At 40.3% G+C, this 25,078-nt stretch carries 22 protein-coding genes; 9 read left to right on the top strand and 13 right to left on the bottom strand.

Going from position 1 to position 25,078, the window contains the following annotated elements; genetic code table 11:
- The first annotated feature begins 98 nt into the window (after positions 1 to 98).
- From HDF25_RS19590 to HDF25_RS19580, 3 genes are all read left to right on the top strand, one after another.
- Positions 99 to 839: a hypothetical protein gene (locus tag HDF25_RS19590; RefSeq protein ID WP_184627934.1), complete on the top strand. Its 741-nt coding sequence runs from the start codon at positions 99 to 101 to the stop codon at positions 837 to 839.
- Positions 840 to 951: 112 nt separating this feature from the next.
- A complete protein-coding gene (gene ppk1 / locus HDF25_RS19585; RefSeq protein WP_184627932.1) occupies positions 952 to 3,009 on the top strand; it encodes a polyphosphate kinase 1 in 2,058 nt (685 codons plus the stop codon).
- A 5-nt stretch (positions 3,010 to 3,014) separates the two neighbouring features.
- Positions 3,015 to 3,899: an exopolyphosphatase gene (locus tag HDF25_RS19580; RefSeq protein ID WP_184627930.1), complete on the top strand. Its 885-nt coding sequence runs from the start codon at positions 3,015 to 3,017 to the stop codon at positions 3,897 to 3,899.
- Here HDF25_RS19580 and HDF25_RS19575 read toward each other — a convergent pair.
- The 13 genes from HDF25_RS19575 to HDF25_RS19515 form a co-directional block, all read right to left on the bottom strand.
- Entirely contained in the window at positions 3,865 to 4,431 is a 567-nt protein-coding gene (locus tag HDF25_RS19575; protein ID WP_184627928.1) for a 4'-phosphopantetheinyl transferase superfamily protein, read from the bottom strand. The two genes, HDF25_RS19580 and HDF25_RS19575, sit on opposite strands and share 35 nt — an antisense overlap.
- On the bottom strand, positions 4,418 to 4,681 hold the full coding sequence (locus HDF25_RS19570; RefSeq protein ID WP_184627925.1) for an acyl carrier protein: 264 nt from the start codon (positions 4,679 to 4,681) through the stop codon (positions 4,418 to 4,420). The genes HDF25_RS19575 and HDF25_RS19570 overlap by 14 nt, the downstream gene beginning before the upstream one ends.
- A complete protein-coding gene (locus tag HDF25_RS19565; RefSeq protein WP_184627923.1) occupies positions 4,659 to 5,951 on the bottom strand; it encodes a beta-ketoacyl-[acyl-carrier-protein] synthase family protein in 1,293 nt (430 codons plus the stop codon). Before HDF25_RS19565 ends, HDF25_RS19570 begins: the two co-directional genes overlap by 23 nt.
- On the bottom strand, positions 5,944 to 6,390 hold the full coding sequence (locus tag HDF25_RS19560; protein ID WP_184627921.1) for a 3-hydroxyacyl-ACP dehydratase FabZ family protein: 447 nt from the start codon (positions 6,388 to 6,390) through the stop codon (positions 5,944 to 5,946). Before HDF25_RS19560 ends, HDF25_RS19565 begins: the two co-directional genes overlap by 8 nt.
- A 52-nt stretch (positions 6,391 to 6,442) precedes the next feature.
- On the bottom strand, positions 6,443 to 7,495 hold the full coding sequence (locus tag HDF25_RS19555; RefSeq protein ID WP_184627919.1) for a type III polyketide synthase: 1,053 nt from the start codon (positions 7,493 to 7,495) through the stop codon (positions 6,443 to 6,445).
- Positions 7,479 to 8,204, bottom strand: coding sequence for a methyltransferase domain-containing protein (locus HDF25_RS19550; RefSeq protein ID WP_184627916.1), 726 nt, complete (start codon positions 8,202 to 8,204; stop codon positions 7,479 to 7,481). The genes HDF25_RS19555 and HDF25_RS19550 overlap by 17 nt, the downstream gene beginning before the upstream one ends.
- A 2-nt stretch (positions 8,205 to 8,206) precedes the next feature.
- The gene (locus HDF25_RS19545) at positions 8,207 to 9,337 is read right to left on the bottom strand and encodes an NAD(P)/FAD-dependent oxidoreductase (RefSeq protein WP_184627914.1); all 1,131 of its coding nucleotides are present in this window, start codon (positions 9,335 to 9,337) and stop codon (positions 8,207 to 8,209) included.
- 124 nt (positions 9,338 to 9,461) lie between these two features.
- Complete coding sequence (gene pgl, locus HDF25_RS19540) at positions 9,462 to 10,187, bottom strand: 6-phosphogluconolactonase (RefSeq protein ID WP_184627913.1); 726 nt, start codon at positions 10,185 to 10,187, stop codon at positions 9,462 to 9,464.
- A gap of 1 nt (position 10,188) precedes the next feature.
- Positions 10,189 to 11,703 (bottom strand): glucose-6-phosphate dehydrogenase, encoded by a 1,515-nt coding sequence (zwf, locus tag HDF25_RS19535; protein WP_184627911.1) that lies wholly within the window; start codon positions 11,701 to 11,703, stop codon positions 10,189 to 10,191.
- Positions 11,704 to 11,721: 18 nt separating this feature from the next.
- Positions 11,722 to 13,137: an NADP-dependent phosphogluconate dehydrogenase gene (gndA, locus tag HDF25_RS19530; RefSeq protein WP_184627909.1), complete on the bottom strand. Its 1,416-nt coding sequence runs from the start codon at positions 13,135 to 13,137 to the stop codon at positions 11,722 to 11,724.
- Complete coding sequence (locus HDF25_RS19525; RefSeq protein ID WP_184627907.1) at positions 13,127 to 13,903, bottom strand: ROK family protein; 777 nt, start codon at positions 13,901 to 13,903, stop codon at positions 13,127 to 13,129. The genes gndA and HDF25_RS19525 overlap by 11 nt, the downstream gene beginning before the upstream one ends.
- 206 nt (positions 13,904 to 14,109) lie before the next feature.
- Entirely contained in the window at positions 14,110 to 14,787 is a 678-nt protein-coding gene (locus HDF25_RS19520) for a YiiX/YebB-like N1pC/P60 family cysteine hydrolase (RefSeq protein WP_221450970.1), read from the bottom strand.
- Positions 14,788 to 14,816: 29 nt separating this feature from the next.
- The gene (locus tag HDF25_RS19515) at positions 14,817 to 17,186 is read right to left on the bottom strand and encodes a M1 family metallopeptidase (RefSeq protein WP_221450969.1); all 2,370 of its coding nucleotides are present in this window, start codon (positions 17,184 to 17,186) and stop codon (positions 14,817 to 14,819) included.
- Positions 17,187 to 17,336: 150 nt separating this feature from the next.
- Between HDF25_RS19515 and HDF25_RS19510 the strand changes: the two genes are divergently transcribed.
- The 6 genes from HDF25_RS19510 (at position 17,337) to HDF25_RS19485 (ending at position 24,832) form a co-directional block, all read left to right on the top strand.
- Positions 17,337 to 17,819, top strand: a complete 483-nt coding sequence (locus HDF25_RS19510; RefSeq protein WP_221450968.1) for a DUF6702 family protein — start codon at positions 17,337 to 17,339, stop codon at positions 17,817 to 17,819.
- A 56-nt stretch (positions 17,820 to 17,875) separates the two neighbouring features.
- Positions 17,876 to 18,073, top strand: a complete 198-nt coding sequence (locus HDF25_RS19505; RefSeq protein ID WP_184627903.1) for a hypothetical protein — start codon at positions 17,876 to 17,878, stop codon at positions 18,071 to 18,073.
- A 215-nt stretch (positions 18,074 to 18,288) separates the two neighbouring features.
- Positions 18,289 to 18,888 (top strand): TetR/AcrR family transcriptional regulator, encoded by a 600-nt coding sequence (locus HDF25_RS19500; RefSeq protein WP_184627901.1) that lies wholly within the window; start codon positions 18,289 to 18,291, stop codon positions 18,886 to 18,888.
- A gap of 207 nt (positions 18,889 to 19,095) precedes the next feature.
- A complete protein-coding gene (locus tag HDF25_RS19495) occupies positions 19,096 to 20,229 on the top strand; it encodes an efflux RND transporter periplasmic adaptor subunit (RefSeq protein WP_184627899.1) in 1,134 nt (377 codons plus the stop codon).
- Positions 20,230 to 20,241: 12 nt separating this feature from the next.
- The gene (locus HDF25_RS19490) at positions 20,242 to 23,433 is read left to right on the top strand and encodes an efflux RND transporter permease subunit (RefSeq protein ID WP_184627897.1); all 3,192 of its coding nucleotides are present in this window, start codon (positions 20,242 to 20,244) and stop codon (positions 23,431 to 23,433) included.
- Positions 23,420 to 24,832: a TolC family protein gene (locus HDF25_RS19485; RefSeq protein WP_221450967.1), complete on the top strand. Its 1,413-nt coding sequence runs from the start codon at positions 23,420 to 23,422 to the stop codon at positions 24,830 to 24,832. The genes HDF25_RS19490 and HDF25_RS19485 overlap by 14 nt, the downstream gene beginning before the upstream one ends.
- Positions 24,833 to 25,078: the final 246 nt, after the last annotated feature.

Raw genomic sequence — 25,078 nt, 5'->3', positions numbered from 1 at the left:
ATTTTAAGCAATTATGTGCAGCAATCGGCCAGCCAAAATTAATAGAACCAGGTAGCACATGATAGCTTCATCACCTTTTTTAAAAATAAATTAAACCGATGAAAACTAACAAATCAAAAGTGCAAAAAAATAATGCTAAAAAAGCAGTTAAAAAAGAATTAGAGCAGAGCCTTACGCAAAAGTTCTTTGAAGCAGTCTCCCATTTAGGACATGATGCTGAAAAAATTGGAGAAGAATTAGCCAAGGCAGCTAAAGGTGTTGCCAGTAAACTGGCCAAAAAATTTAAAGCTGCAAAAGCAGAAACCGCTAAGCAAGTCAAACCTACCAAAAAAGAGTTAGCTAAAAAAGTTGAACAGGCTAAAAAGGCAACTATCAAAGAAGCTAAAAAGGCTAAAAAAGAAGTTCAGAAAGCTGTAGCGAGTGTTAAGCCATCAGTAAGCAGTATCAAGGTACCGGCTATTGGAAGTGAAGAAAAGGCAGCTGTACTGATTGCTAAACCAGTGAAAAAGACTACTGAAGTAGCTAAGAAGCCTGTTTCTACAGTGAAAAAAGTAGTGGGAACTCCAAAAAATGAAGCAGCAGCCGGGTTAAAACCTAAATTAAGTACTGCTGCCCAGGTACAAAGAGCAAAGCCAGTAAGTAAAACAGGTACAGTTGTAGCTGGTGCAGCTAAAAAGGTAGTAAAAGCGCCAGTAAGCAAAGTTGTTAAAGCAGCTCCGGCAGCCAAAACTGTAGCTAAACCAGCTGTCAAAGCTACTACTAAGCCTGCTGCCAAACCTGTTGTTAAACCGGTCGTAACCGCAGAGGTCGTGACTGAAAAAACAACGGAGGAAAGTTAATTTAAAAATATTTTCACCTAGATTAATGCTCGAATAATTAACACTGACTTAACAATAGAATTTGCAGTTTTGAGCATCCGTTCCCATAAGGGATTTTTTTTGATATTAACCCATGACTAAGAAGAAGGTACCATTTTTAAATAGAGAACTCAGCTGGTTATATTTCAATGAACGGGTTTTACAAGAGGCGGCAGATGAAAGTGTGCCGCTGATTGAAAGAATAAAGTTTTTATCTATTTTTTCTTCTAACCTCGAAGAATTTTACCGGGTACGTGTCGCTACAATGACGAGGCTGTCCAATTTAAACGACAAGGCTAAAGAATTGCTTGGGTTTAATCCCAAAAAAGTACTGAACGAGATTAAAAATATTGTCGTTAAACAGGAACGTAAATTTGAACAGCTTTTTCAGGCTACGTTGATTAATGAGTTGGCTCAGAACAGGATTTTCATTCTGAACGATACACAACTCAATGTAGCGCGCGGAGAGTTTGTGAAAGAACATTTCCGTGATAAAATATTGTCTAATCTGGTCCCGATTATGATCGATCTGGATAAACCCTTCCCAGAACTTAAGGACCGGTACCTATACTTTTTTGTAAGACTGAAAAAGAAGGCAGGCAAAAAAGATGAAAAGTACGCACTGATTGAATTACCTCCGGATTTACCGAGGTTTTTGGTGCTTCCGGAAACGAACGGGTTGAAATTTATTATCCTGGCTGAAGATATTATCAAATACTGTCTGGATGATATATTTTATGTATTTAAGTATGATGAAGTCGATGCATACTCTATACAGCTGACCCGGGATGCAGAGCTGGATATTGATAAAAATGTAAGTGATAAGTTTATCGATGAACTCAAAACCAGTCTCGATAAACGGAAAAAGGGTAAACCTATGCGTTTACTTTACGATACGGAAATGCCCTTTGATATGCTGGGTGTTCTGGTAGCCAAAATGAAAATTGAGGCAGAAAGCCTTATTCCGGGAAACAGGTATCATAAATTTGGAGACTTTATCCGTTTTCCAAATGTCGGAGATAAAAGCCTGGAATATCCGGTCAATGTTCCCTTAAAGGTTTTTGGCTTACACAGGACACAAAGTATCTTTAATAAACTCGGGGAAAGGGATTATCTGGTGAACCTGCCTTATCAGTCTTATGATTATATCATTTTATTTCTCCGTGAAGCTGCTATTGACCCTAAAGTAACAGCTATTAACATTACGCTTTATCGCCTTGCAGAAAATTCAAGGGTAATTAATGCGCTAATCAATGCGGCAAAAAATGGCAAAAAAGTCAACTGTCTGGTAGAACTAAAAGCACGCTTTGATGAACGGGCAAATATCTTCTGGACGAACAGGCTGGAAGAAGAAGGGGTACATGTAAATTATGGATTAACGGATTATAAAGTCCATTCCAAAATCTGCCTGGTTACCCGGATAGAAAAAGGCCGTCCGGTATATTATGCTAATCTGGCTACAGGGAATTTTAATGAAAAAACGGCTAAACTCTATTGTGATCATAGCATCTTCACTTCTAAAAAGGAGATTACACATGATCTGATCAAACTTTTTGCTGCCCTGAACAAACGTACAGTAGCGACGGGATTCAAATACCTGATTGTTTCGCCACTGGAATCCAGGACGAAGTTTTATACTTTGATAGACCGTGAGATCCGGATCGCGAGGTCGGGAAAACCGGCTTATCTGATTTTCAAGGTCAACAGTCTTGCCGACGAGGGTATCGTAGAAAAACTATATGAAGCCAGTAATGCAGGCGTGAAGGTTAAACTAATCGTGAGGGGGATCTGCTGTCTGGTACCAGGGGTAAAAGATTTCAGTGAAAACATTACCGTAATCAGTATCATTGATAAATTCCTGGAACATGCACGTGTTTTCATCTTTGGAAATCATGGTAAAGATGAAATGTACCTGTCTTCGGCAGATCTGATGAGCAGGAATTTTGAACACCGTGTCGAAGTAGGTTTTCCGGTTCTGGATGAAGATGTCAAACAGGAGATCAGAGATATTATTGACTTCCAGTTACAGGATAACGTAAAGGCGAGGGATATCACCAGGTTAAATAACAATAAATATCACAAAAACCGTATCAGCACGAAAGTGAGGGCACAGGTTCAAACTTATAATTACTTAAAAAACAAACACCAGTAGAGAATATGCTCAGATATGCAGCAATTGACGTTGGCTCTAATGCCGTTAGACTGCTTATTGCAGATATAACTTACAATGAAAACGGGTTTGGTTTTAAGAAGAATACCCTGGTCAGGGTACCGCTGAGATTAGGGGATGATGCATTCCTGGATCATAAAATCTCGGCCCGCAAAATCGAAGACCTGGTTAAAACCATGCAGGCTTTCAAAAACCTGATGGATGTATATCAGGTGACTAAATATCTGGCTTGTGCTACATCGTCTATGAGAGAAGCACAGAATGGACGTGAGATCATTAAAACTATCCAGGAGCAGGCGAATGTAGATCTTGAAATTATAGAGGGACAGCGTGAAGCCAATATTATTTACGCCAACCATATAGAAGATGACCTGGATATTAAGAAGAACTATCTTTATATAGATGTTGGTGGTGGTAGTACAGAGTTATCTGTTTTTGTCAACAAAGTTCCCGTAGCTTCGAAATCATTTGATATCGGTACTATCCGTATCCTTGATAACCAGGATAAGGAAGAGACCTGGGAAGAAATGAAACTCTGGGTAAAGGAACAAACCAAATATCATAAAAACCTTGCGGGAATAGGTACTGGTGGAAACATCAATAAGTTATATAAGATGGCTAACGAGAAGGAGGGAATGCCTTTAACCTTCTTAAAGCTGAAAGCACTTTACAATCAGTTGAACAGTCACTCCCTGAAAGAGAGAATTCAGATTTTTAATTTAAATCCTGATCGTGCGGACGTTATTATTCCTGCCAGTGAGATTTTTATTACGCTGATGAAATGGACGGGCATCAAACAGATCCATGTACCAAGAGTAGGTATGGCAGATGGGATTATTAATCTGCTAATAGAAGAGAATCTGAATAAATAACAGCGAGGTAGCTGCCGTGGTGGCTAACCGAAACTGCATGCTTCTGACCAGTAATAGTATGGACCATCTCCGGAAGTCCGGACCTGTTTCTGGTCAGCTGATAAAATGCCGATAAACGGTTAAATACTTCATTGTAATCTGGTACAGGCCGGAGGTATTGTAAATGAAGGTTTTCAAAATCGGGCAAGGCAGAAACTACAGAAGAATGGAGTAGGGGGCCTTTGATCTCACTTTGGCTATAGAGTTTTTTTTCAAGATAGCTGATCTTTCCTGATGCCTTTATCCCATCCGTTAACAGATCATCACAAATATATTTCAGTGGTTCATAAAGTCGGATCCCGGTTTTCCGGTGAATGATTTTATAGGCTGCTTCTTTCATGCTCCAGATCAGCCATAACATCACAGCAGGTTCACTGGCTTGTAAAATCAGTTGCTGCTCATCTGATGTACAGATTTTATCCAGGTATCCTTTTCGTTTCCAGTTACTGTCGAGTCCCGCTTTCTTCAGGTCTACAATATCATTTCCGATCATTTTCTGCGAGTTTAGCTTCAATAATCTCCATGGCAGCTTTTACATTTAACATTTTTGCCATTGAATCATTATCAATTTCAATCCCGAATTTTTCTTCAATATCAAGGACGATATCTACCAGGTTTGCAGAGTTGACCTTCAGATCTGTAATGAAATCTGTCTCTTCACTGATATTTTCCAGGGTAGTTTTGTCCTCAGTATACGGACTTACAATTTCCTTAATGGCGCTAATTAATGCTTCTTTCTCCATGGTGGTATCTTTTTAATAGTAAACAGGCATTTACATCACCGAAACCAAAACTGGCTTTAATCAGGATATCGAATTCTCTTTCAAGACAAACACGGGGAATCTGCAGCGGGTCTACGAGTTTCTCAATTTCAGGATGAAGGTCTTCACAATTGATATTTGGAAAAATAAACCCTTCACTAATTTGTAGAACTGAAGCTACACATTCAATACTACCCGAAGCACTGATGCAATGACCAGTCATTCCTTTGACTGAATTGATATAGGGGAAGTCCTTTCCTGAACGTCCGAGAGCCTTAACCCAGTTTTCTATTTCGAGTGTGTCTTTTGAAGTGGCTGTTAAATGACCGTTAATCACCTCTATTTCGGTGGGGTTTACTCCTGATGCTGCTAAAGCTGAAACTATACAACGTTGTACCGCCTGGGCATTAGGCGCGGTCATTGTTCCGGTGCCGCGCTGTCCGCCTGCATTGACATTTCCTCCGAGTATTTCAGCGTAAATTTTGGCTCCTCTGGACAGCGCATGTTCCAGGCTTTCTAAAACCAGGGCACCTGCGCCGCTTCCTGGAACAAAACCACTGGCAGTTTCACTCATCGGACGGCTTCCTTTTTCAGGGTTGCCATTATGTTTATAGGTACATACTTTCATAGCATCAAAACCACCCCAGATATAAGGCCCACTGTCACTAGTGCTGCCGGCGAGCATAATTGTTGCCTGCCCGTTTTTGATGCGCTCATAAGCCATTAAAACGCTCTCTGTTCCTGTTGCACAGGCAGAGGAGTTGGTCGTTACCTGGTTACCCAGTCCGATTTTTCCGGCCAGGAGTGCGCTTACCCCGCTGGCCATGGTTTGTGCGACAACGGTACTCCCGAGTTTTCGGATTTCAAGATTGTCCAGTTTATAAATAGCACTTCTGAATTTATCGATACCAGAAGTGCCTGTGCCAAATACAGTACCACTTTCCCAGTCTGGTACTTCGGAGTCTGCTATTTCAAGTCCTGCATCTTTCCAGGCATCCATACCGGCAATCACACCATAAACGATACCTGTACTATCCAGGTTTCTGATTTCAAGTTCTGTAAAATACTGGCTCAGCCTGGCTTCATCTATCACAGGTTTCCCTGCTATCTGACAAGAGAAAAGAAGCTGTTCCAGTTGCGGATCATGGCGGATGCCAGACAAGCCGTTTTTCAGGGCATGTCTGAATTGTCCGAGATCCGCACCATTTGGTGAAACAACTCCTAAACCGGTGATGACTACACGATTAGTCATGCATTTTTGCAGTTACCATTCCTGAAATGTTTCCTTTACAAACGGTTTCTCCAGCTTCATTTTTCATCACGACATTACAGTTTAATTTTTTAAATCTGAAATACACTTTTTCGGCAGTTACCGTTACTTTTTCACCCGGGAATACTGGTTTCATAAAATCCATTGCCGTAGAGGTCAGCATGACATGTGCTTTCATCTCTGTATTTGCGCTTTCAGAAAGATAGATACCCAGACAAACCAGTCCGATCTGTGCCATGGTTTCTGTTAAAATAACGCCTGGCGTAACCGGAGCATCTTTGAAATGTCCTTTGTAAAAATCAAGATCTTTATCAAAGGTATAAGTGCCTGTTGACCCGTTCTCATCTATCTGTAAGAGTTCATCTACAAATAAAAAGGGTTTGCTGTAAGGTAGTTTCGCTAATATTTCCTGTGGGTTCATCTGTTTATATTAATTGATCAGTTTTAAGGTGTAAAGTAAATACAAAAATCGTTTACCATTGCAATAAAATTCGCTGTGCAGTAAATCCGGGGCCGAAACTCAGCATCAGGCCCTTTTCACCGGATGCAGGTTTTTGCTCCATAATCCGCTCAAGGACATACAGTACCGTGGCGCTTGACATGTTTCCGTATAATCTTAATACTTCTTTTGTATCATTAATGTTTTTGCCTAATGCACCAAATAAATTCTCGACAATCTCTATGATCTTTTTCCCACCGGGGTGAAAGATCAGATGATCGATAGCTGCAATTTCTAAACCATGTCCGGCCAGAAAAGGATGGATGATATCGGGAAAATGTGCTGCAATGGTATCGGGAACGGCAACATCCAGTACCATCTGTAATCCTGTATTACAGAGTTTAAACCCCATCATATCTTCGGCATCGTAAAAATGGTACATAGACTCACCCAATACTTCCGGGCCTTCATCATCAGGATGCGAAGATAACAGGACACAAGCTGCCCCATCGCCAAAAATAGCGGCACTGACTATGTTGGCCATAGAGAAATCGTGACGTTGAAAAGTCGCAGTAGGGGATTCTACAGCCACAACAGCGGCTCTTTTACCAGGGTTGGCTTTCAGAAAGTTCTTGGCATAAATTATTCCTGATACGCCAGCGGCACAACCCATCTCTGTGACAGGGAGGCGGACAATATCCTGTCTTAAATTCAAGCTGTTGATCAGGTAAGCATCGAGTGAGGGGATCATAATTCCGGTACAGCTGACCGTAATGATAAAATCAAGGTCTGCACTTTTCCAGCCTGATTGGTCAATGGCTGTACGCAAGCATTTTTCGCCCAGTTTAATCCCTTCCCGGATATAAATATTATTCCGTTCTTCGAGACTGAGCTCACCAAAAACTTCCTCGGGAGACATAAATGAATAGCGCTTGTCTACTGCAGCATTTTCAAATATCTTTTTGACCTTACGGATAAACCTTTCATCCTGTCCCTGCAACCAGGTTTCCAGAAAAGGAAGGATTTCTGCCGTCTCTCTTGAATATTCAGGTAAGGCTTTGCTGACACTTTTAATTTTTACGCTCATGTTGTTTTAAGATCCATTGGTAGCGGAACGCCCATTTCCATTTAATATAGTAAAGTTTAAGTGCTGATTGCTCTGAATATGATATTAAATCAGCTCTTTTAAATCCGCGAAGTATGGAGATCAGTCCATCTTTACGCGACATCTCATTAAGGCCGAACACAAAACATAAGGCCAGAAACAGGTAATAAGCAATTGCGCTGCGCTGTAAATCGTTGATTACAAAACCTAGTCTTGCTTTCAGCTTAAAACTTTGGAGCAGGGAGATGATTTCAAGGTTATTAAAGTGGTGTAAAGTTAGCGTGCAAAGCAGAATGTCCGTCTGTTCGATAGCATCCGGTTCTTTCAGTATATCTGCACATTGATAACTGATATCCGTATATCCGGCAGACAAACTACGGGCGTGTTCGATGGTGAAATTATTGGCATCAATACCAGTAAGTATAAAATTTAAGCTTTCTTTCTTTGCGTAATCAGCCAGTGTTCTCAGCATATCTCCGTTGCCACATCCTATATCTGTAATACGTATAACGGCTGATTTTGGTTGTGCACTAAGCAGATATTTAATTCCTTCCAGGGTAACTTTGTTTCCACCCAACAGACGGTTGATGCTGGCAATTTTATCCAGTGCATCTCTCAATATTTCTCCTTCCAGCTTGAAGTCATCCATGATTTCCGGCTCAGTGCTTCTGTATCTGGTATCTACAAACATGATTATTTAACCGTTATAATGTGACCGTGCGTTTTTCTGATCAGCATAGGGAAAATAAAAGGTATACGGCTCATTCCGGTAATTAAAAGATCGGCCAGGTATTTTTTATTTAAAATGGCTGATAAATTACTACCCATCCATAGTCTCTGTTGAAAGTGGTAGTCCCATGATATCAAATAGCGTTTTTCCAGTATGGCCCTACTCTGAATAACACCGCGGAAAACATCAATTAATAATTCTGCACAAATCTGTGCACTATGAATAGCCATAGCCATACCATTTCCGCAAAGGGGATGAATCAGACCGGCAGTGTCGCCGATCATCAGAATATGGTCCTTGACTACTTCTTTTGCACCGAATGCTAACTGACTGATCGTTAAAGGTGCTTCAAACAAGGGTTGACTGTTTTCAAAAATATCCTTTAAGTGTTTGTTCTGATAGAGCACTTTCTCCTGGAAAGTGGAGATGTTTTTGTATGTTTTAAAATTATTGTAATCGGTGAGATAACAGATGTTTATTTTATCATCTTCTACTTTGGATACCCCGCAATAGCCGCCACTAAAATTATGTAATGCCACCAGGTCATTGGCAAACTCTCCTTTATAATGAGCCTTAACAGCGAGAAATGGTGATTTTTTCTGAACAAAAGGTCTTTTTAATTTATGATCAATGGAAGATCTTTTACCATAAGCACCGATAACATACCTGGCCCGAATCTGTGAACCCTGGAGGGTGAACAGTGTAAAAGAATCATTTTCGAAACTAATCTGGTCAATACTGTCATGGACTACCAGCCCCCCCCGGGTGACGAACCTTTCGTAAAGAAAATGATCAAGCTTAAACCTGCTGATGCCAAAACCGCCAAGAGGAAGAGGAGTGAAAATGCTTTTTTCCGAAAGGGTAGTAAACTGAAACCTGGAGATGGTTGTGGGGTTCAGCTCCTTTGGATTAACGCCTAGCCATTGCAGGTAAGGCATAACCTCATTCGAAACATATTCGCCACAGACTTTATGATGGGGATAGGTCTCTTTCTCGATCACAGTTACCTGTAGTCCTGCCCGTTGAAGATGTAGCGCAGCAGTTAAGCCAGCAAGTCCGCCACCAATAATAAGAATATCTGTTTGAAATGGCATAGCTGAATTTAACTATACAACAAAACTAACAGGCGAATTGTTCATTTGGATCTAACCTTCGCTGAAGGGCAAAAAAAAGCCCTGTTCCGGATTGACGAAACAGGGCCATTAGCTGTTTTAAAAACTAGTTGTCCAGTAATTGTGCAGCATCACTGTCCAGGAACCAGGTCAGGCTGCCATCAATCGGATCAATCAACTGTGAAGGATATACTTCAGGAGTTTTAGGATCACCTTCGATAACATGTTTAAGCGCATCAGCTTTAGCTTCACCAAAGACAAGGAAAGCAATGTTTTTTGCCTTATTAATCAAGGGAGCTGTGAAACTGATTCTGTAAGTAGACAATTTATCTACATAAACACTCTCAACACCTACTTCATTGGAACCTAAAATTGTAGTACCAGGGAACAGTGAAGCAGTATGACCATCATCGCCCATGCCTAATAAAATAAGATCGAAAGCCAGGTCAGCACCATCAAAATGAGCTGAGATTGCTTTTGCATATTCAATGGCAGCTTTTTCAGGAGCCAGGGTTGTATCCACAAAAAAGATATGGTCAGCAACAATGTTTAAAGGATCCAGAATAGATTTCTTGGCCATCAGACCATTATAACTTTCATGTCCCGGAGGTACATTACGCTCATCGCCAATAAAGAAATATACTTTTGACCAGTCTAATTTCTCGCGGTATGTTGTAGACAGGATCTGGTATAGTTCTTTTGGAGAATTACCTCCCGTCAGTACAAAATTAAAACAATCTCTTTCAGCAATAGCTTTTTCGGCGATTGCAATGATGTAATCTGCCATGTCATTCAGCAGTTCACTTTTTGTTTTATAAATGAGTAAGTTCATACTAATCCTTATTTTTTAATGGTAAAGTAAACCAGTGGAAACCATCTCTGGCAATCAGTGCCTCAGCATCTTCCGGTCCCCACGAATCTGCAGGGTAGTTAGGGAAACTCAGGGAAGTTTTACTCTCCCAGGCATTGATTACAGGCATTAATAATTCCCAGGCACTTTCTACCTGATCTGCACGCATAAATTGTGTCTGATCAGCAATCATTACATCCAGTAACAAGGTTTCATAAGCTTCAGGAGCTTCTGAACTGTAAGTTCCTTTATAATCGAAAACCATATCTACAGGATTTAAGACCATATCCAGTCCTGGTCTTTTAGCCTGAACCTGTAAACGAATACTCATTTCGGGTTGTATGCTGATGATCAGTCTGTTTTGCTGCCAGTGTTCGGTTACCCCTGCTGGGAAAACCTGGTGAGGCACATCCTTAAACTGTATTGTAATCAGGGAAGAGGTTTGGAATAAACGTTTTCCTGTACGTACATAAAATGGAATTCCCTGCCAGCGCCAGTTATCTACAAAGAATTTGGCAGCGGCAAAAGTTTCAGTATTGGAATGTGCATCCACATCTTTTTCAGATCTGTATCCCGGAACTTCTTTACCTTCAACCCATCCTTTGGAATATTGTCCGCGGACAGTACTCAACCTGATATCATCAGGTCCAAAAGGACGCATTGCTTTCAGTACATCAACCTTTTTGTTTCTGATTTCATCAGCATCAAAATTAATTGGCGTTTCCATTCCGATTAAGCAAAGCAACTGGAGAATATGGTTTTGTATCATATCTCTTAAAGCACCTGCACCATCATAGTAACCTCCGCGGTCTCCGACACCCAATTGCTCAGTTACAGAGATCTGCACATGATCAATATAAGTACGGTTCCATAGCGGCTCCAGGAAAGAATTGGCAAAACGGAAGGCCATGATGTTCTGAACGGTTTCTTTGCCCAGGTAATGGTCTATTCTGTAAATCTGTTTCTCGGTGAAGATACCTGTTAACAGTTTGTTTAATGCTCTGGCAGTTTCTAAATCGCGGCCAAATGGTTTCTCAATTACGATACGGCAATTGTCTTCATTTCCAGCAAGATCATATTTAGCAATACATTCTGCAATCAGCGGGAACAGGTTGGGCGCTACAGCCAGATAATAAATTACCTGTGTTTTAGGGCCAAACTTTTCTTTAAGCTTTTCAATGCTGTTTTTCAGGTCCTGAAAGGTTTCTGGTGCAGATACATCAACAGGATTATAATAAACGTTCTCAGCAAAGCTGGCCCATTTATCTTTTTTTACCTTTCCGGCACGGGAGAATGAATTGACCCCTTCCATAATGGTATCCCGGAACTGCTGATCAGTAAGTTTACTTCTTGCAGTGCCGATGATTGCATAATCCTTAGGCATAAAGCCGTCCGAATACAGATTATAGATCGCTGGCGCAAGTTTGCGCATATTTAAATCCCCTGTGCCACCAAAAATGACAAAAACGGTTGGGTTAAGACATTGACTTGTTTTCATCTGTTTATATCTCTTATATTATGATTTTACTGGATTCCAGATTGCATGAAATGTTCCTTCTGCATCTGTACGTTCAAATAAGTGTGCACCAAAAAAGTCTCTTTGTGCCTGGATTAAGTTAGAAGGCATTCTTTCTGTTCTTAACGAATCAAAATAGGTCAGGGCAGAAGCAAATGCAGGAACAGCCAGTCCGGTTGATACCGCATGGCTAACTACTGATCTCATACCAGGAAGAATTTCTTCTAGTTTTTTAGCTACACCAGCATCAGCATAAAGATGTTCCAGATCTGGTTGTTTTTTGTAAGCCTGGTAGATATCTTCCAGGAATGCAGCTCTGATAATACATCCACCACGCCAGATTTGCGCGATTTCATGTAAGTTCAGGTTATATTCATAAGTAATAGAGGCTTGCCATAATAAATGAAGGCCCTGTGCATAAGAAGTGATCACTGCAAAATATAAAGCTTGTTCCAGCTCTACAATAAATTTGTCTTTATCTCCTACAGTTGGTTTTCCCTGTGCATAGGTTTTTGATAAAGCAACACGTAAACTTTTGAATTTAGATAAATCTCTGGTACTTACTGCTTCGTTAATCGTAGGAATTGGTAACTGTAAGTCCATAGAGACCTGAGATGTCCATTTACCTGTACCTTTGGATTTGGCTTCATCTTTAATGTAATCTACCAGGTAACCACCTGTTTTCTCATCTTTAAAGGCGAATATATCTTTGGTTACTTCTAACAGGAAAGACTGCAGACGGCCATTGTTCCATTTTTCAAATACATCGTGAATTTCTTCATTTGAATATTCCAGGGCATTTTTCATAATGTCATATGCTTCTGCAAGCAACTGCATCATGGCATACTCTATCCCGTTATGTACCATTTTAACAAAGTGTCCTGAAGCTCCCGGACCGATATAAGCTACACAAGGATCACCTTTTACTTTTGCAGAAACTGCTTCCAGGATCTCTTTCATATCGCCATAAGCAGTTTTATCACCACCAGGCATAATACTAGGACCGAAACGGGCACCTTCTTCTCCACCTGAAATTCCCATTCCGAAGAAATGGATTCCCTGTGCAGCTAAGTCTTCTGCTCTTTTAGTAGTATCTGTAAAGTGTGAGTTACCGCTGTCAATAATAATATCTCCTTTATCCAGTAAAGGAACTAATTCCTGGATTACACTGTCAACGATTGGTCCTGCAGGAACCAAAAGCATAATCCTTCTTGGCAATTCCAGGCTTCCAATAAAATCTTCTAATGAGCTGTAAGCAGTCAGGTTGTGTTTTACGCCATCTTCTTTAAGTTTCTGGATCATCTTAGGATCCTTGTCGTAACCTGTAACTGCAAAGCCTTTATCGGCCATGTTCAACAATAAATTGCGGCCCATTGTACCAAGGCCGATCATTCCTAATGTGAATTTACTTTCCATTTGATGTATTTGATTTTGGATACGTAGTGAAAACGTGATATTTTTCTTCAGCAGCCCATAATTTGGCGCCACCTTTGATACCATCTCTGTTGGAAACAAGATGGATATTATGATCTAAATCGATAGTAATATATTTGGCATTACCACCACCAAGATAGAGCTGGTCATAGTTAAAAACGGTCTTATAAATTTCTATAATACGTTTTAATCTTTCATTCCATTTCTTTTCACCTTCTTTCTGAAAGGCTTTCTCCCCAATGTAATCGTCGTAATCTTTGTTTTTGGTGATAGGAAGATGGGCCAGTTCAAGATGGGGAAGTAGTTCTCCATCAAAAGTAAGTGAAGTGCCGAAACCAGTACCTAAAGTAAGAACGATCTCAAAGCCTTTGCCTGATATAATACCAAGTGCCTGCTGATCGGCATCATTAATTAACCTGACAGGTTTTCCTAAAACATCACTGATGTGCTGTGCAAGAGGATAGCCCGCCCATTTATTCTTTGCTAAATTAGGAGCTGTTTCTACAACGCCACATTTGACATACCCCGGAAAACCCATTGCGATTTTACCATAAGGCGCCAGTGGAGCAACTAATTCATGAATAACGTTAATAACGGCTTCGGGAGTAGAGTTCTTTGGTGTTGGAAGTTTAGTGTACTCAGAAAATAATTCACCATCTTCAGTTAAGATGCATGCTTTGATACCAGTACCACCTATATCAATTGATAAGATATGGGTACTTTCTTTTTCTTTTTCTTTGTCGGCCATAATCCTTTTTTTATGAATATTGCTTTTTAAGCTTTAAACCAATATTTGATGATTCAAATTAACAAATTTCCAGCCACATAAAACCAGAAACAGCACAAGAATGTCTAATTATCGGGCATAATTGATGAAAAAACCAATAAATGTACTTTAAAGATGAAATTAGAGGTTAATTTGATATCTATATGACTTTCTGGGAGCAATTGACTTTACTTATATTGCCCCAGAATATCAATTTTATCAGATAAAGATATGCCTCCGGGATTACAACCTGGTTTGCCTTCAGGAACGTCCATTTTTAAGTTATCAAAATAGGCTTTCCATACCGGGAAAAAGGCTCCTGAACCTGGTTCCTTATAAGTCATCGGAAATAACTGAAAGAACGGCTGATCATGATTAGCAGCTTTAAAAGCATCGTAAATTAACTCGGAACAGTAATATTTTCCATTATTATATAAGTACTCATCGTCATAGGGAACACCCATCTGCTGCATCGCAAATGATAAGGCCGAAGGAATCAGTTTTTGATAAGCTGGTTTCAGTCTTCCCAGGTAATGCGGATGGCTGGACTTGGCTAAAAATACTTTGAGAGGGGTCAGGTGAACATTTTTGCCCGATGCTTCAATGACTAGTGTACTATCATTTCTAAGCAGGACCATTCCCATATGACTAAATTTATTACCCTGATAGCCCTGTGTAACGGCATTGATAGCGTCGCAGAGCGGACCGCAATCGAGATTCTGAAAAATGAGATCCCCGGCTTTTAATTTGATGTTTTCCTGTGCCCGGGTGTTTACTGAAAACAGGACAGCAGTACATATACAGATCAGTAGTTTACGCATGATAGACTGTAAAATTACAAAAAAACCTGCCTGAATGATAAACATTCGGGCAGGTTCATGTCATAATTTATAATTTACTGAATGCCTTTTGCGCTTTGCATCGGATTAACACCCATTGACTGGCCACGTGCAGCAGTAGATTTTTGTTTAAACAACTGGAATTTGGAAACTTCAGCTTTGCCACCCCAGGTGTTATTGCTTTCGTCAATATCAGCTGTTTCGCGCATAGGATCAAGTCTGATGGCTGTCACTTCTTTATCCTGAACATAGAACTTAGAAACCTGCTGTTCATTGTGTCTCCAGATCTGGGCAGGTATCCTGTCGATTTTTTTTGTACCATCAGCGTAAGTGAATTCGACGATGATCGGCATAATCAATCCACCTTTGTTACTGAAGGACAATTCATAAAAGAATTTACCAGCATATTTGGCCTGATCATCAGAGGATAATGCTTCAAACAATACAGGAAGTTCCTGTTTTTGCTCTTTTTCATTATACTTCTCTATTCCACGGTCATATCTCCAGTAAAAATCCTGTGTTGATTTATCCTGATCAGTATAAAATTTAATGTTTTTGTCTTCTCTGTTTCTGACCTTAGAAATGTCATCAAAAGCGTTGACCTGCGGAGCTTCCAGTTTCACCATTTTTACTTTGGAAATAGGGACTTTGGAGTTTACATCTGCTTTAGCAAATTTAACCCCGTCAAGAGCAATATCACATGGATCGGTACTGTAAAACCAGCCTCTCCAGAACCAGTCCAGATCTTCTCCGCTGGCATCTTCCATCGTTCTGAATAAATCAGCAGGCGTAGGATGCTTAAAAGCCCATCTTTTAGCATATTCTTTAAACGCGTAATCAAAAAGCTCTCTGCCCATGATAGTCTCTCTCAGAATATTTAATGCTGTAGACGGTTTGGAATAGGCATTAGGACCAAAACGTTCAATATTTTCTGAGTTGGTCATAATTGGTTCCAGCTGATCTTTAGGTAATTTCATGTAATCAACGATCGTATAGGCTGGCCCTTTTTTAACAGGGAATTTATTATCCCAAAGCTCTTCAGTCAGGTATTCCAGAAATGAGTTCAAACCTTCGTCCATCCAGGTCCACTGACGTTCGTCACTATTGACAATCATAGGGAAGAAGTTATGTCCTACCTCATGGATAATTACACCCAGCATACCATTTTTAGCACTTTCACTATAGGTGCCATCTTTTTCTGTCCTGCCGTAGTTAAAACAGATCATCGGGTATTCCATCCCATTAGCTGCCTCAACGCTTTGTGCGACAGGGTATGGATAAGGGAAAGTGAAATGTGAATAGGTTTTAACTGTATGGGCTACCGCTTTGGTAGAATAAGGTCTGTATAAATTATAGGCTTCCTTACCATAGAAACTCATACACATTACCGATTTATCTTCTACTTTCTGGGCCATTGCATCCCAGACAAATTTTCTGGATGAAGTCCAGGCAAAATCACGGACATTATCGGCTTTGAACACCCAGGTTTTGGTTGCAGTACTTTTAGTGGTCTCTGCTTTTTTAGCTTCGTCTAAAGTTACAATTTCAACAGGCTCTGTGGCAGTCTTTGCCTTATTATATCTGGCCAGGGCAGCAGGGGATAGTACGGCGCTGTAATTAATACACTCACCGGTTCCACCCACCGTATGATCTGCAGGAACAGTCATCTGTACTTTGAAATTTCCAAAAGTCAGTGCAAATTCACCTCTTCCGGTAAACTGGTGGTTCTGCCAGCCCTGGAAATCACTGTAAACACATAATCTCGGGTACCATTGTGTCATGGTAAACAGGTAATTTCCATCTTCAGGGAAGAATTCATATCCACCACGTCCGCCACCAGCTATTCTGTCGGTAATTTTATATTTCCAGGTTACATTAAATACAAACTGCTGACCTGATTTTAATGGTGCAGGTATTTCTACACGCATCATCGTTTTGTTGATCGTATATTTTAATTCTTTACCCAATGCATCCGTAATCTTCAGGACAGAAACCCCTTTACCGTTATCAGGCTGATCAAATGCCATTTGATCCAGTGCTCTGGTAGTAGTGAATTCAGGAATTTTTGTACTGTTTTGATAATTCGCATTGCGCAGGTTGTTATGCTCATTTTCATCGAGCTGTAACCAGATATAGGTTAACACATCAGGCGAATTATTGAAGTAAGTTATCTTCTCTGCGCCTGTAAGCTCAAGCTGCTTTTCATCGAGGCTGCATTTGATGTCATAATCCGCGCGCTGCTGCCAGTATTTTACTCCTGGTGCACCACTTGCTGTCCTTTGCTCGTTAGGTGTCGGGATAATGGTCCCTAACTGTTCAAATTTATTTCCGTGGTTACTGCCCGGATTGTTTTGAATGTTCTGGGCCAGAGAAACCTGCACTGAAGAGCAGCAGAGCAGGAGCATGGCGGTAAAAGTTTTATTCATTTGGTTTGTATGTTGAATTTGAGGGGCTGTTTAGGATTTATTTGATAAATAATAAGCAGACTCTAAATTTAAACCGTTTTTTTGTAAAGCAAAAATCATATCCGTGTTATGTTGTCTTTCTTACATCAATCTCTATTAATTTGTTACGTTGTGTTTGGTACGCTTAAACCAGAAGCAGCCGGAAGCAGGGGCAAACACCCTTTACATCTGAGTTCAACTGAATTAAACTATAATCTCAAGGAGGGAACCCTGGAGGTGAGCTGCCGGATTTTTACCGATGATTTTGAAGATATCCTAAGCAAGAAATATAAAGTTAAAGCTGATCTTTCTTCAGCAGCGAAACATAAGGAAATGGATCAGCTGATCAGCAAATATATCGCAGCCCATCTGCAGTTTGCTGCTGACGGAAAACCACTCTCTTTAAACTATCTTGGTTTTGAGAACGACAATGAAGCCATTGTGGTTTACCTGGAATCGTCGAAAGTTAAAAGTATCGTTAAACTGGAGACCAGCAGTACCATTTTGTATGATCTTTTTGACGATCAGACCAATATTTTTCATCTTACCTCGAAAGGAAACAGGAAAAGTTTTAAGCTCACTTACCCGGATAAAAAATCGGTAGCTACTTTGTAAGCTGATCTCAGTGTTAGGAGGGAATTTACTATACCAGGGAACAATTTTATCTATTTATGATTAGAAAAATAGCACCAGTACTCAAAAGGGTGATGATGAAAGATGCCAATGATGAACAGCATGATTTTGAATATTGGTTGAGCAGACCAGTAAAAGAACGTGCCGCTGCAGTAACTCACATCATTTCTCAATCTTTAACAAAGGGACAGAGAATAGATAAAACAAAACTGGTAAAGACAAGAATACACTCATGACATTAGCCTAAGATTTTGTTAAGTCGTTAACGTAAAAAATAAGGTTTACATTTCTGCAATCTCAAAAACGGATAAACATTATCTAAAATAAACTGCATTTAAAAGCTTATTTCGGCACTTTTCACAGTTGTGACAATACTTTGATATAGATTTTTAAAACTAGTTATACATTTGTCTAACACTGTTAGATTATTTACACAGTACAAATAATTATCATGGGTAGTAAGGAAAGAATTCAAAGGATTAAGGAAGAAACAAGAGCTAATATTCTTGATGCTGCCTTGGATATTGTCAAAGAAGACGGTTGGCAAGCCTTAAGCATGCGTAAAATTGCTGATAAAATTGAATACACTGCGCCAATTATTTATGAGTATTTCGCCAATAAGGAAGGTATTTTACTGGAATTAACGCGAAAGGGAAACGGTCTTTTACTGATAGAACTGAAAGCGGCCAAAGCTGAACACAATACGCCCGAAAAACAATTAGAGGCTATGTGGATTGCCTATTGGGATTTTGCATTTGAACACACCCACCTTTATCAGGTTATGTTTGGGGTAGACATGATGTGCTGTGAACAAAAGAAATCTTTACCGGAAGCAGAAGCTGCACGTAAACTGATCAGCGATACGATTATACAAATCATGGATGATAAGGCAATTTGTCAGGATAGAGTTTGCCGGAAGTACTATACCTTCTGGTCTATTATACACGGATTAATCTCTATTAACCTGGTCAATAAAGGCACCAACGAAGAAATGAATCAGCATATCCTGAGAGATGCTATTCACGGAATTATCCGAACAATAAACGATTAAAAAATTTTTTTATGGAATACTTAACACTGTTAGATTATCTATACGTAATTAGTCAGCCACTAAGGAAGAAGTCTGTACGCACTATTTCGTTTTTTTTACCCCATAACTTAACAGTGTTAAATAACCTATTTACGTTAAAGAGACATTACCCCAATATTAACAATACATCTTACCCAAACAATCACCAGTTAAACAACAATTAACGTTATGAAACTACCAATTTTACTTCTTGCTGTTTTATTTATCGGCTGTTCCAGCGATAAAGTCCAGGTAGCCGCTCCTGTGGTACAATCACTTCCGGTTATTTCTTTACATAATAGTTCTGAGACTACTTTTACCGAATATCCGGCTTCTATACAAGGAGCTGTTGATTTGGAAATACGCCCTCAGATTTCAGGCTCTCTGGATAAAATCTATGTGAGCGAAGGTGCCCTTGTTCAGAAAGGTCAGCCACTTTTTAAAATCAATGAACTTCCATTCAAGGAAGCAGTTAACAATGCTAAAGCCTTATTACATGCAGCACAGGCAGCTGTAACCAATGCACAACTCGAAGTAGACAAACTGACACCGCTGGTTAAAAATAAAGTGGTATCTGATTTCCAGTTGAAAAGCGCAAAAGCTACCCTTCAGTCGGCACAAGCCAGTGTAGAACAGGCAAAAGCCGGAGTAGCTACAGCCAATATCAATCTGGGTTATACTTTAATCAAAGCGCCTGTAACGGGTTATGTAGGCAGATTACCTAAAAAACAAGGAAGTTTAGTAGGTACGGCCGATCCTATAGCGCTTACTCAGCTTTCGGATGCACATGAAGTGCATGTTTATTTCTCTTTAGGAGAGGATGACTTTATTAATTTCAACGCGACATATCCTGGTAAAACAGTAGCTGAAAGACTTAAAAAACTACCTGGTGTAGCTTTAATTCTGGCAGATCATACGGTTTATGCTCAGGAAGGAAAAATCGATATGGTAGATGGACAGTTTGATAAACAAACAGGTTCCATTGCCCTGAGAGCTACATTTCCTAATGCACAAGGTCTGTTGAGATCGGGTAATACCGGTAAATTAAGACTGAGCATCAGTCATCCTGATGCGCTGCTTGTTCCACAATCTTCTACAATAGAGGTTCAGGACAAAATGTTCGTTTACACGGTTGATGCCGGAAATAAAGTGAGCAAAACTCCAATTACTATTCTGGGTACTACAGGCACTAATTACCTGGTTAAAGACGGATTGAAATCAGGAGACAAAATTGTTTTTGAAGGTATTGACAAGCTGAAAGAAGGCGAAGTGATCAAACCCGAAAAACTAAAAGAAGAACCTATTAAAACTGCATCAAGATAATTTACATAGATTATGTTTAAGAAATTTATAGACCGACCCGTCTTAGCCACTGTTATTTCCATTCTATTGGTGATATTGGGGGTATTGGGACTTACTAAATTGCCTTTACAGCAATTTCCGGATATTGCGCCTCCAGCTGTTCAGGTCACAGCACTTTATCCTGGTGCGAATGCCGAAACCGTATTACGTTCTGTAGCCCCTTCTCTCGAAGAATCAATCAACGGGGTAGAGAACATGAGTTACATGAGCTCAACAGCAAGTAATGATGGATCACTGGTTATTTCAGTTTATTTTAAACTGGGAACCGATCCTGATCAGGCTGCTGTGAACGTGCAAAACCGTGTAGCACAGGCAACCAGTCAGTTACCTGCCGAGGTTATCCAGGCTGGGGTAACTACTGCAAAACAACAAAACAGCTTAATCATGGTATTGGACTTACACACCAACAATGAGAAAAGCTATAACCAGACCTTTTTAGCCAATTATGCTCAGATCAACCTGATTCCTGAATTAAAAAGGATCCAGGGTGTTGGACAGGCAAACATCTTTGGTGGAAGCAGGGATTATTCGATGCGTGTATGGTTAAATCCAGCACAGATGGCAACCTATAACCTGACGCCAAATGAAGTGATGGCAGTTATTAAAGATAAAAACTTAGAAGCTGCCCCAGGTAAATTCGGGGAGAGCAGTAAGAATGCTTTTGAATACGTACTGAAATATAAAGGTAAATTAACTAAACCAGAGGAGTATCAGAACATCATTATCCGTTCTAATCCTGATGGTTCATTTTTACGCCTTAAAGATGTAGCCAGGGTAGAATTGGGGTCTTATACTTACTCTAACTTAACTCGTGTAGACAGTAAACCAGGTCTTAACATCGCGATTCAGCAGTTAAGCGGATCTAACGCGAATGAGATTCAGATTGCGATTACCAAATTCATGAAAAAAGCCGAGAAGGAATTTCCTAAAGGCGTAGCTTATGATGTGGTATACAGTACTAAAACTTCACTGGATCAGTCTATTGATCAGGTTATCCATACTTTGATTGAAGCATTTATCCTGGTATTTATTGTTGTATTTATCTTCTTACAGGATTTCCGTTCTACGTTAATTCCGGCGATTGCGGTTCCGGTAGCGATTCTGGGAACATTCTTTTTCATGAAGCTTTTCGGCTTCTCAATTAACTTGTTAACCTTATTTGCATTGGTACTGGCCATCGGGATTGTAGTGGATGACGCGATTGTGGTCGTCGAGGCGGTCCATGCGAAGATGGAACATAAACATCTTGGCCCAAAACCAGCTACTACTGCGGCGATGCATGAGATTACCGGAGCGATTATTTCGATCACACTGGTGATGAGTGCGGTGTTCTTACCGGTTGGTTTTATGGAAGGTTCGACAGGGGTATTCTACCGGCAGTTTGCTTTTACACTGGCAATTGCGATTGTAATTTCAGCTGTTAATGCGTTGACACTGAGTCCTGCTTTATGTGCTTTGTTTTTGAAAGAAAACCATAGTGCGGCACACGATCCGAGTAAACCAACTAACTTCAAACAACGTTTCTTTAAAGGCTTCAATACAAGTTTTGATTCGTTAACCAACAGATATGTCGGAAGTCTGAAATTCCTTATCCGTACTAAATGGGTAGGACTTGCAGGTTTATTAATCGTTATTCTGGCTACTGTCTGGATGGTGAAAAAAACTCCTACAGGATTTATTCCTTCAGAAGATCAGGGCTTCATCGCTATCTCAATGTCACTGCCAGCTGGTGCATCACTTGAAAGAAGTACTGCGGTATTAAAAGAAACAGAGGTTTTATTAAGACCACTGGCTTTCACTAAACTGTTTAACGTATTGTCAGGTTTTAACCTGCTGACACAATCTAACAGTCCGTCTGCGGGTGCGATGTTCGTTTTATTAAAACCAACACAGGAACGTGGAGAAGTGAAGGATATCAATGCAATCATGAACATCATCAGGGGCAAACTGGCTGGAGTTAAAGGAGCGAATTTCTTTGTCTTTACTTTCCCTACAGTTCCAGGTTTTAGTAACGTGGACGGTTTGGATATGGTGCTTCAGGATAAAACTGGTGGTAGAATTGATAAGTTCAGTGGTGTTGCCTATAACTTTATCGGCGAGCTGATGAAACGTCCTGAAATTGCAGTAGCTTTTACTTCTTTCAGAGCAGATTATCCGCAGCTGGAACTTCAGCTGGATGAGGCCAAAGCCGAACAGCTGGGCGTATCGGTAAGAGATGTCCTGACAACGATGCAAGCTTATTTTGGTAGTGCGCAAGCTTCAGATTTTAACAGGTTTGGAAAGTACTATAGGGTAATGGTTCAGGCAGATGTTGCTGACCGTGCAGACCCTTCATCAATGGATAATGTTTTTGTGAAAAACAGATCCGGCGAAAATGTACCAATCAATACCCTGGTGAAATTACAAAGAGTTTACGGACCAGAGACTGTATCCCGTTATAACTTGTTTAATTCAATCGGAATCAATGCAATGGCGAAACCGGGCTATAGCTCGGGTGATGCCATCAGAGCAGTGGAAGAAGTAGCCGCTAAGCAGTTACCTTCAGGTTTTGCCTATGAATTTACTGGTTTGACTAAAGAAGAGATTACTTCAGGTGGTCAGTCAGTTATCATATTTGGTTTGTGTCTGGTCTTTGTGTATTTCCTTTTATCAGCACAATATGAAAGTTATATCCTGCCATTAGCTGTTATTTTATCTATCCCAACTGGTGTATTCGGTGTGTTTGTTGCAATCGGTTTAACCGGAATAGAGAATAACATCTATGTGCAGGTGGCACTGGTCATGCTGATCGGATTGCTCGCCAAGAACGCGATTCTGATTGTAGAGTTTGCGGTTCAGCGAAGAAGAGCAGGTAATACATTGGTGGCTTCTGCTTTAGAGGCTGCTAAGTTAAGGCTGCGCCCGATTATTATGACCTCACTTGCCTTTGTGGTAGGATTGATTCCAATGATGCGTGCCAGTGGTCCATCAGCTTTAGGTAATCACTCGATCAGTATCGGCGCTGCCGGAGGTATGATTACCGGAGTAATCCTGGGATTGTTTATCATCCCTGTGTTATTCGTCATCTTCCAGTTTTTACAGGAAAAAGTGACTGGAAAACCTCAGGAACCAGCTTTACAAGAACACGAAGAACCTATTAATATCAATGAATATGAAACTGTCTAAAAATATATATGCTGCTCTTTTACTTGTACTCGTTTTGGGTGCCTGTAAAGTCTCTAAGGATATTCCTTTACCAGCCAAAGCTGCCCCTGAAAAATTCAGAGGCAGCCAGGAAACTGACACTGCGAATATTGCTGCTCTTCCTTATAAAGAATTCTTTAAGGAAGAGACGATCCGGAATCTGATTGATACCGCGATCAGGAATAATTATGATATGCAGATTGCATTGAAAAATATGGAAGCTGCTTCTCTGTTATTCAAACAATCAAAACTGGGTAACCTGCCACAATTAAATTTGTCAGTAACCGGAAATACAAGCCGTCCTTCTGATAATAGTTTGAATGGTTTGCAAATTGGCCAGTTTTCTCAGTCAAAACATATCGAGGACTATAGTGTATCGGCAGGTCTGAGTTGGGAAGCAGATATCTGGCGTAAAATTGCGAATCAGAGAAATGCGGCAGGTGCAGCTTTTATGCAATCTGCTGAAGTCAAAAAGGCTGTTCAGACCAGATTGGTTTCGAATATAGCACAGAGCTTCTATCGTCTGATTATGCTGGATACACAGTTAGAAATAGCCAAGAAAAATCTGGCATTGAACGATAGTACGCTGACGATTATCAGATTACAGTTTGATGCTGGTCAGGTAACTTCTTTAGCTATTCAGCAGGCAGAAGCACAGCGTTTGGTTGCTGCCGGACTGGTGCCGCAGCTGGAGCAGAATATCGGTCTTGAAGAAAATGCTTTGAGTATTCTTACAGGAGCTTTCCCAAAAACTATTGCAAGAATCGGAACTCTGAATATGATGAATGTTCAAAGCCAGGTAGGGACAGGTATCCCTTCCAGTCTGCTGAGTCTGAGACCTGATGTGAAAAATGCTGAATTGGAACTGGTTAAGGCAAATGCTAAAGTAGGAATTGCAAAAGCAAACCTATATCCTTCGCTGGTGATTACTGCAAACGGTGGTTTGAATTCATTTAAAGCAAGTAACTGGTTTAATATTCCAGGCTCTTTATTTGGAACGGTAGCTGGTGGGTTGACACAGCCTATCTTTCAACGTAAACAATTGAAGACACAATATGATGTGGCAATAGTTGACCGTGAAAGAACTGTGCTGGAATTCAGGTCTTCTGTTTTAACTGCGGTAGGCGAAGTGTCTGATGAATTGGTGAAGATAGAAAAACTGAAACAACAATATACAATTGCCGATCAGCGTGTGAAAACTGTTCAGGGTGGCTTGCAGAATGCAAACATGCTGTTTAAAAGCGGTATGGCTAATTACCTGGAAGTAATCAACGCACAGAGTAATGCTTTACAAAGCGAACTTGATTTAGCGACTATCAAAACAGCACAGCTGAATGCTGTTGTTGAATTGTACAGAGCTTTAGGTGGTGGCTGGAAGTAATCAATGAAAAAAGGGCTTTTGAATGCGGCCCTTGCAGAAAGGTAATATTCCTTTCTTAAAAAAGCTGTACCGGATCCGGTGCAGCTTTTTTTTGTTCTGATTTTTAGTGTCGTTCTCCAGGTTTAGGAAACACTGGCTGCTATATTGCGATTGTCCATTCCTGCCCTGAGTTTACATAAGAAAGTTTTTCAAAGCAGAAAAATGAGTATAGAAAACGAACATCCCAAGAAAGGGAAAGGAGGCAGA

The organism is Pedobacter cryoconitis, assembly GCF_014207135.1.
GTDB lineage: Bacteria > Bacteroidota > Bacteroidia > Sphingobacteriales > Sphingobacteriaceae > Pedobacter > Pedobacter cryoconitis_D.
Note: the sequence above shows the minus strand (reverse complement) of the source record. Positions and strands in the feature narration are given on the sequence as shown.

Bases quoted from the DNA above. Each gene is read 5' to 3' on its own strand.
- HDF25_RS19590 (WP_184627934.1), top strand. From the start codon at position 99: ATGAAAACTAACAAATCAAAAGTGCAAAAAAATAATGCTAAAAAAGCA.
- ppk1 (WP_184627932.1), top strand. From the start codon at position 952: ATGACTAAGAAGAAGGTACCATTTTTAAATAGAGAACTCAGCTGGTTA.
- HDF25_RS19580 (WP_184627930.1), top strand. From the start codon at position 3,015: ATGCTCAGATATGCAGCAATTGACGTTGGCTCTAATGCCGTTAGACTG.
- HDF25_RS19575 (WP_184627928.1), bottom strand. From the start codon at position 4,431: ATGATCGGAAATGATATTGTAGACCTGAAGAAAGCGGGACTCGACAGT.
- HDF25_RS19570 (WP_184627925.1), bottom strand. From the start codon at position 4,681: ATGGAGAAAGAAGCATTAATTAGCGCCATTAAGGAAATTGTAAGTCCG.
- HDF25_RS19565 (WP_184627923.1), bottom strand. From the start codon at position 5,951: ATGACTAATCGTGTAGTCATCACCGGTTTAGGAGTTGTTTCACCAAAT.
- HDF25_RS19560 (WP_184627921.1), bottom strand. From the start codon at position 6,390: ATGAACCCACAGGAAATATTAGCGAAACTACCTTACAGCAAACCCTTT.
- HDF25_RS19555 (WP_184627919.1), bottom strand. From the start codon at position 7,495: ATGAGCGTAAAAATTAAAAGTGTCAGCAAAGCCTTACCTGAATATTCA.
- HDF25_RS19550 (WP_184627916.1), bottom strand. From the start codon at position 8,204: ATGTTTGTAGATACCAGATACAGAAGCACTGAGCCGGAAATCATGGAT.
- HDF25_RS19545 (WP_184627914.1), bottom strand. From the start codon at position 9,337: ATGCCATTTCAAACAGATATTCTTATTATTGGTGGCGGACTTGCTGGC.
- pgl (WP_184627913.1), bottom strand. From the start codon at position 10,187: ATGAACTTACTCATTTATAAAACAAAAAGTGAACTGCTGAATGACATG.
- zwf (WP_184627911.1), bottom strand. From the start codon at position 11,703: ATGAAAACAAGTCAATGTCTTAACCCAACCGTTTTTGTCATTTTTGGT.
- gndA (WP_184627909.1), bottom strand. From the start codon at position 13,137: ATGGAAAGTAAATTCACATTAGGAATGATCGGCCTTGGTACAATGGGC.
- HDF25_RS19525 (WP_184627907.1), bottom strand. From the start codon at position 13,903: ATGGCCGACAAAGAAAAAGAAAAAGAAAGTACCCATATCTTATCAATT.
- HDF25_RS19520 (WP_221450970.1), bottom strand. From the start codon at position 14,787: ATGTTTATCATTCAGGCAGGTTTTTTTGTAATTTTACAGTCTATCATG.
- HDF25_RS19515 (WP_221450969.1), bottom strand. From the start codon at position 17,186: ATGAATAAAACTTTTACCGCCATGCTCCTGCTCTGCTGCTCTTCAGTG.
- HDF25_RS19505 (WP_184627903.1), top strand. From the start codon at position 17,876: ATGATTAGAAAAATAGCACCAGTACTCAAAAGGGTGATGATGAAAGAT.
- HDF25_RS19500 (WP_184627901.1), top strand. From the start codon at position 18,289: ATGGGTAGTAAGGAAAGAATTCAAAGGATTAAGGAAGAAACAAGAGCT.
- HDF25_RS19495 (WP_184627899.1), top strand. From the start codon at position 19,096: ATGAAACTACCAATTTTACTTCTTGCTGTTTTATTTATCGGCTGTTCC.
- HDF25_RS19490 (WP_184627897.1), top strand. From the start codon at position 20,242: ATGTTTAAGAAATTTATAGACCGACCCGTCTTAGCCACTGTTATTTCC.
- HDF25_RS19485 (WP_221450967.1), top strand. From the start codon at position 23,420: ATGAAACTGTCTAAAAATATATATGCTGCTCTTTTACTTGTACTCGTT.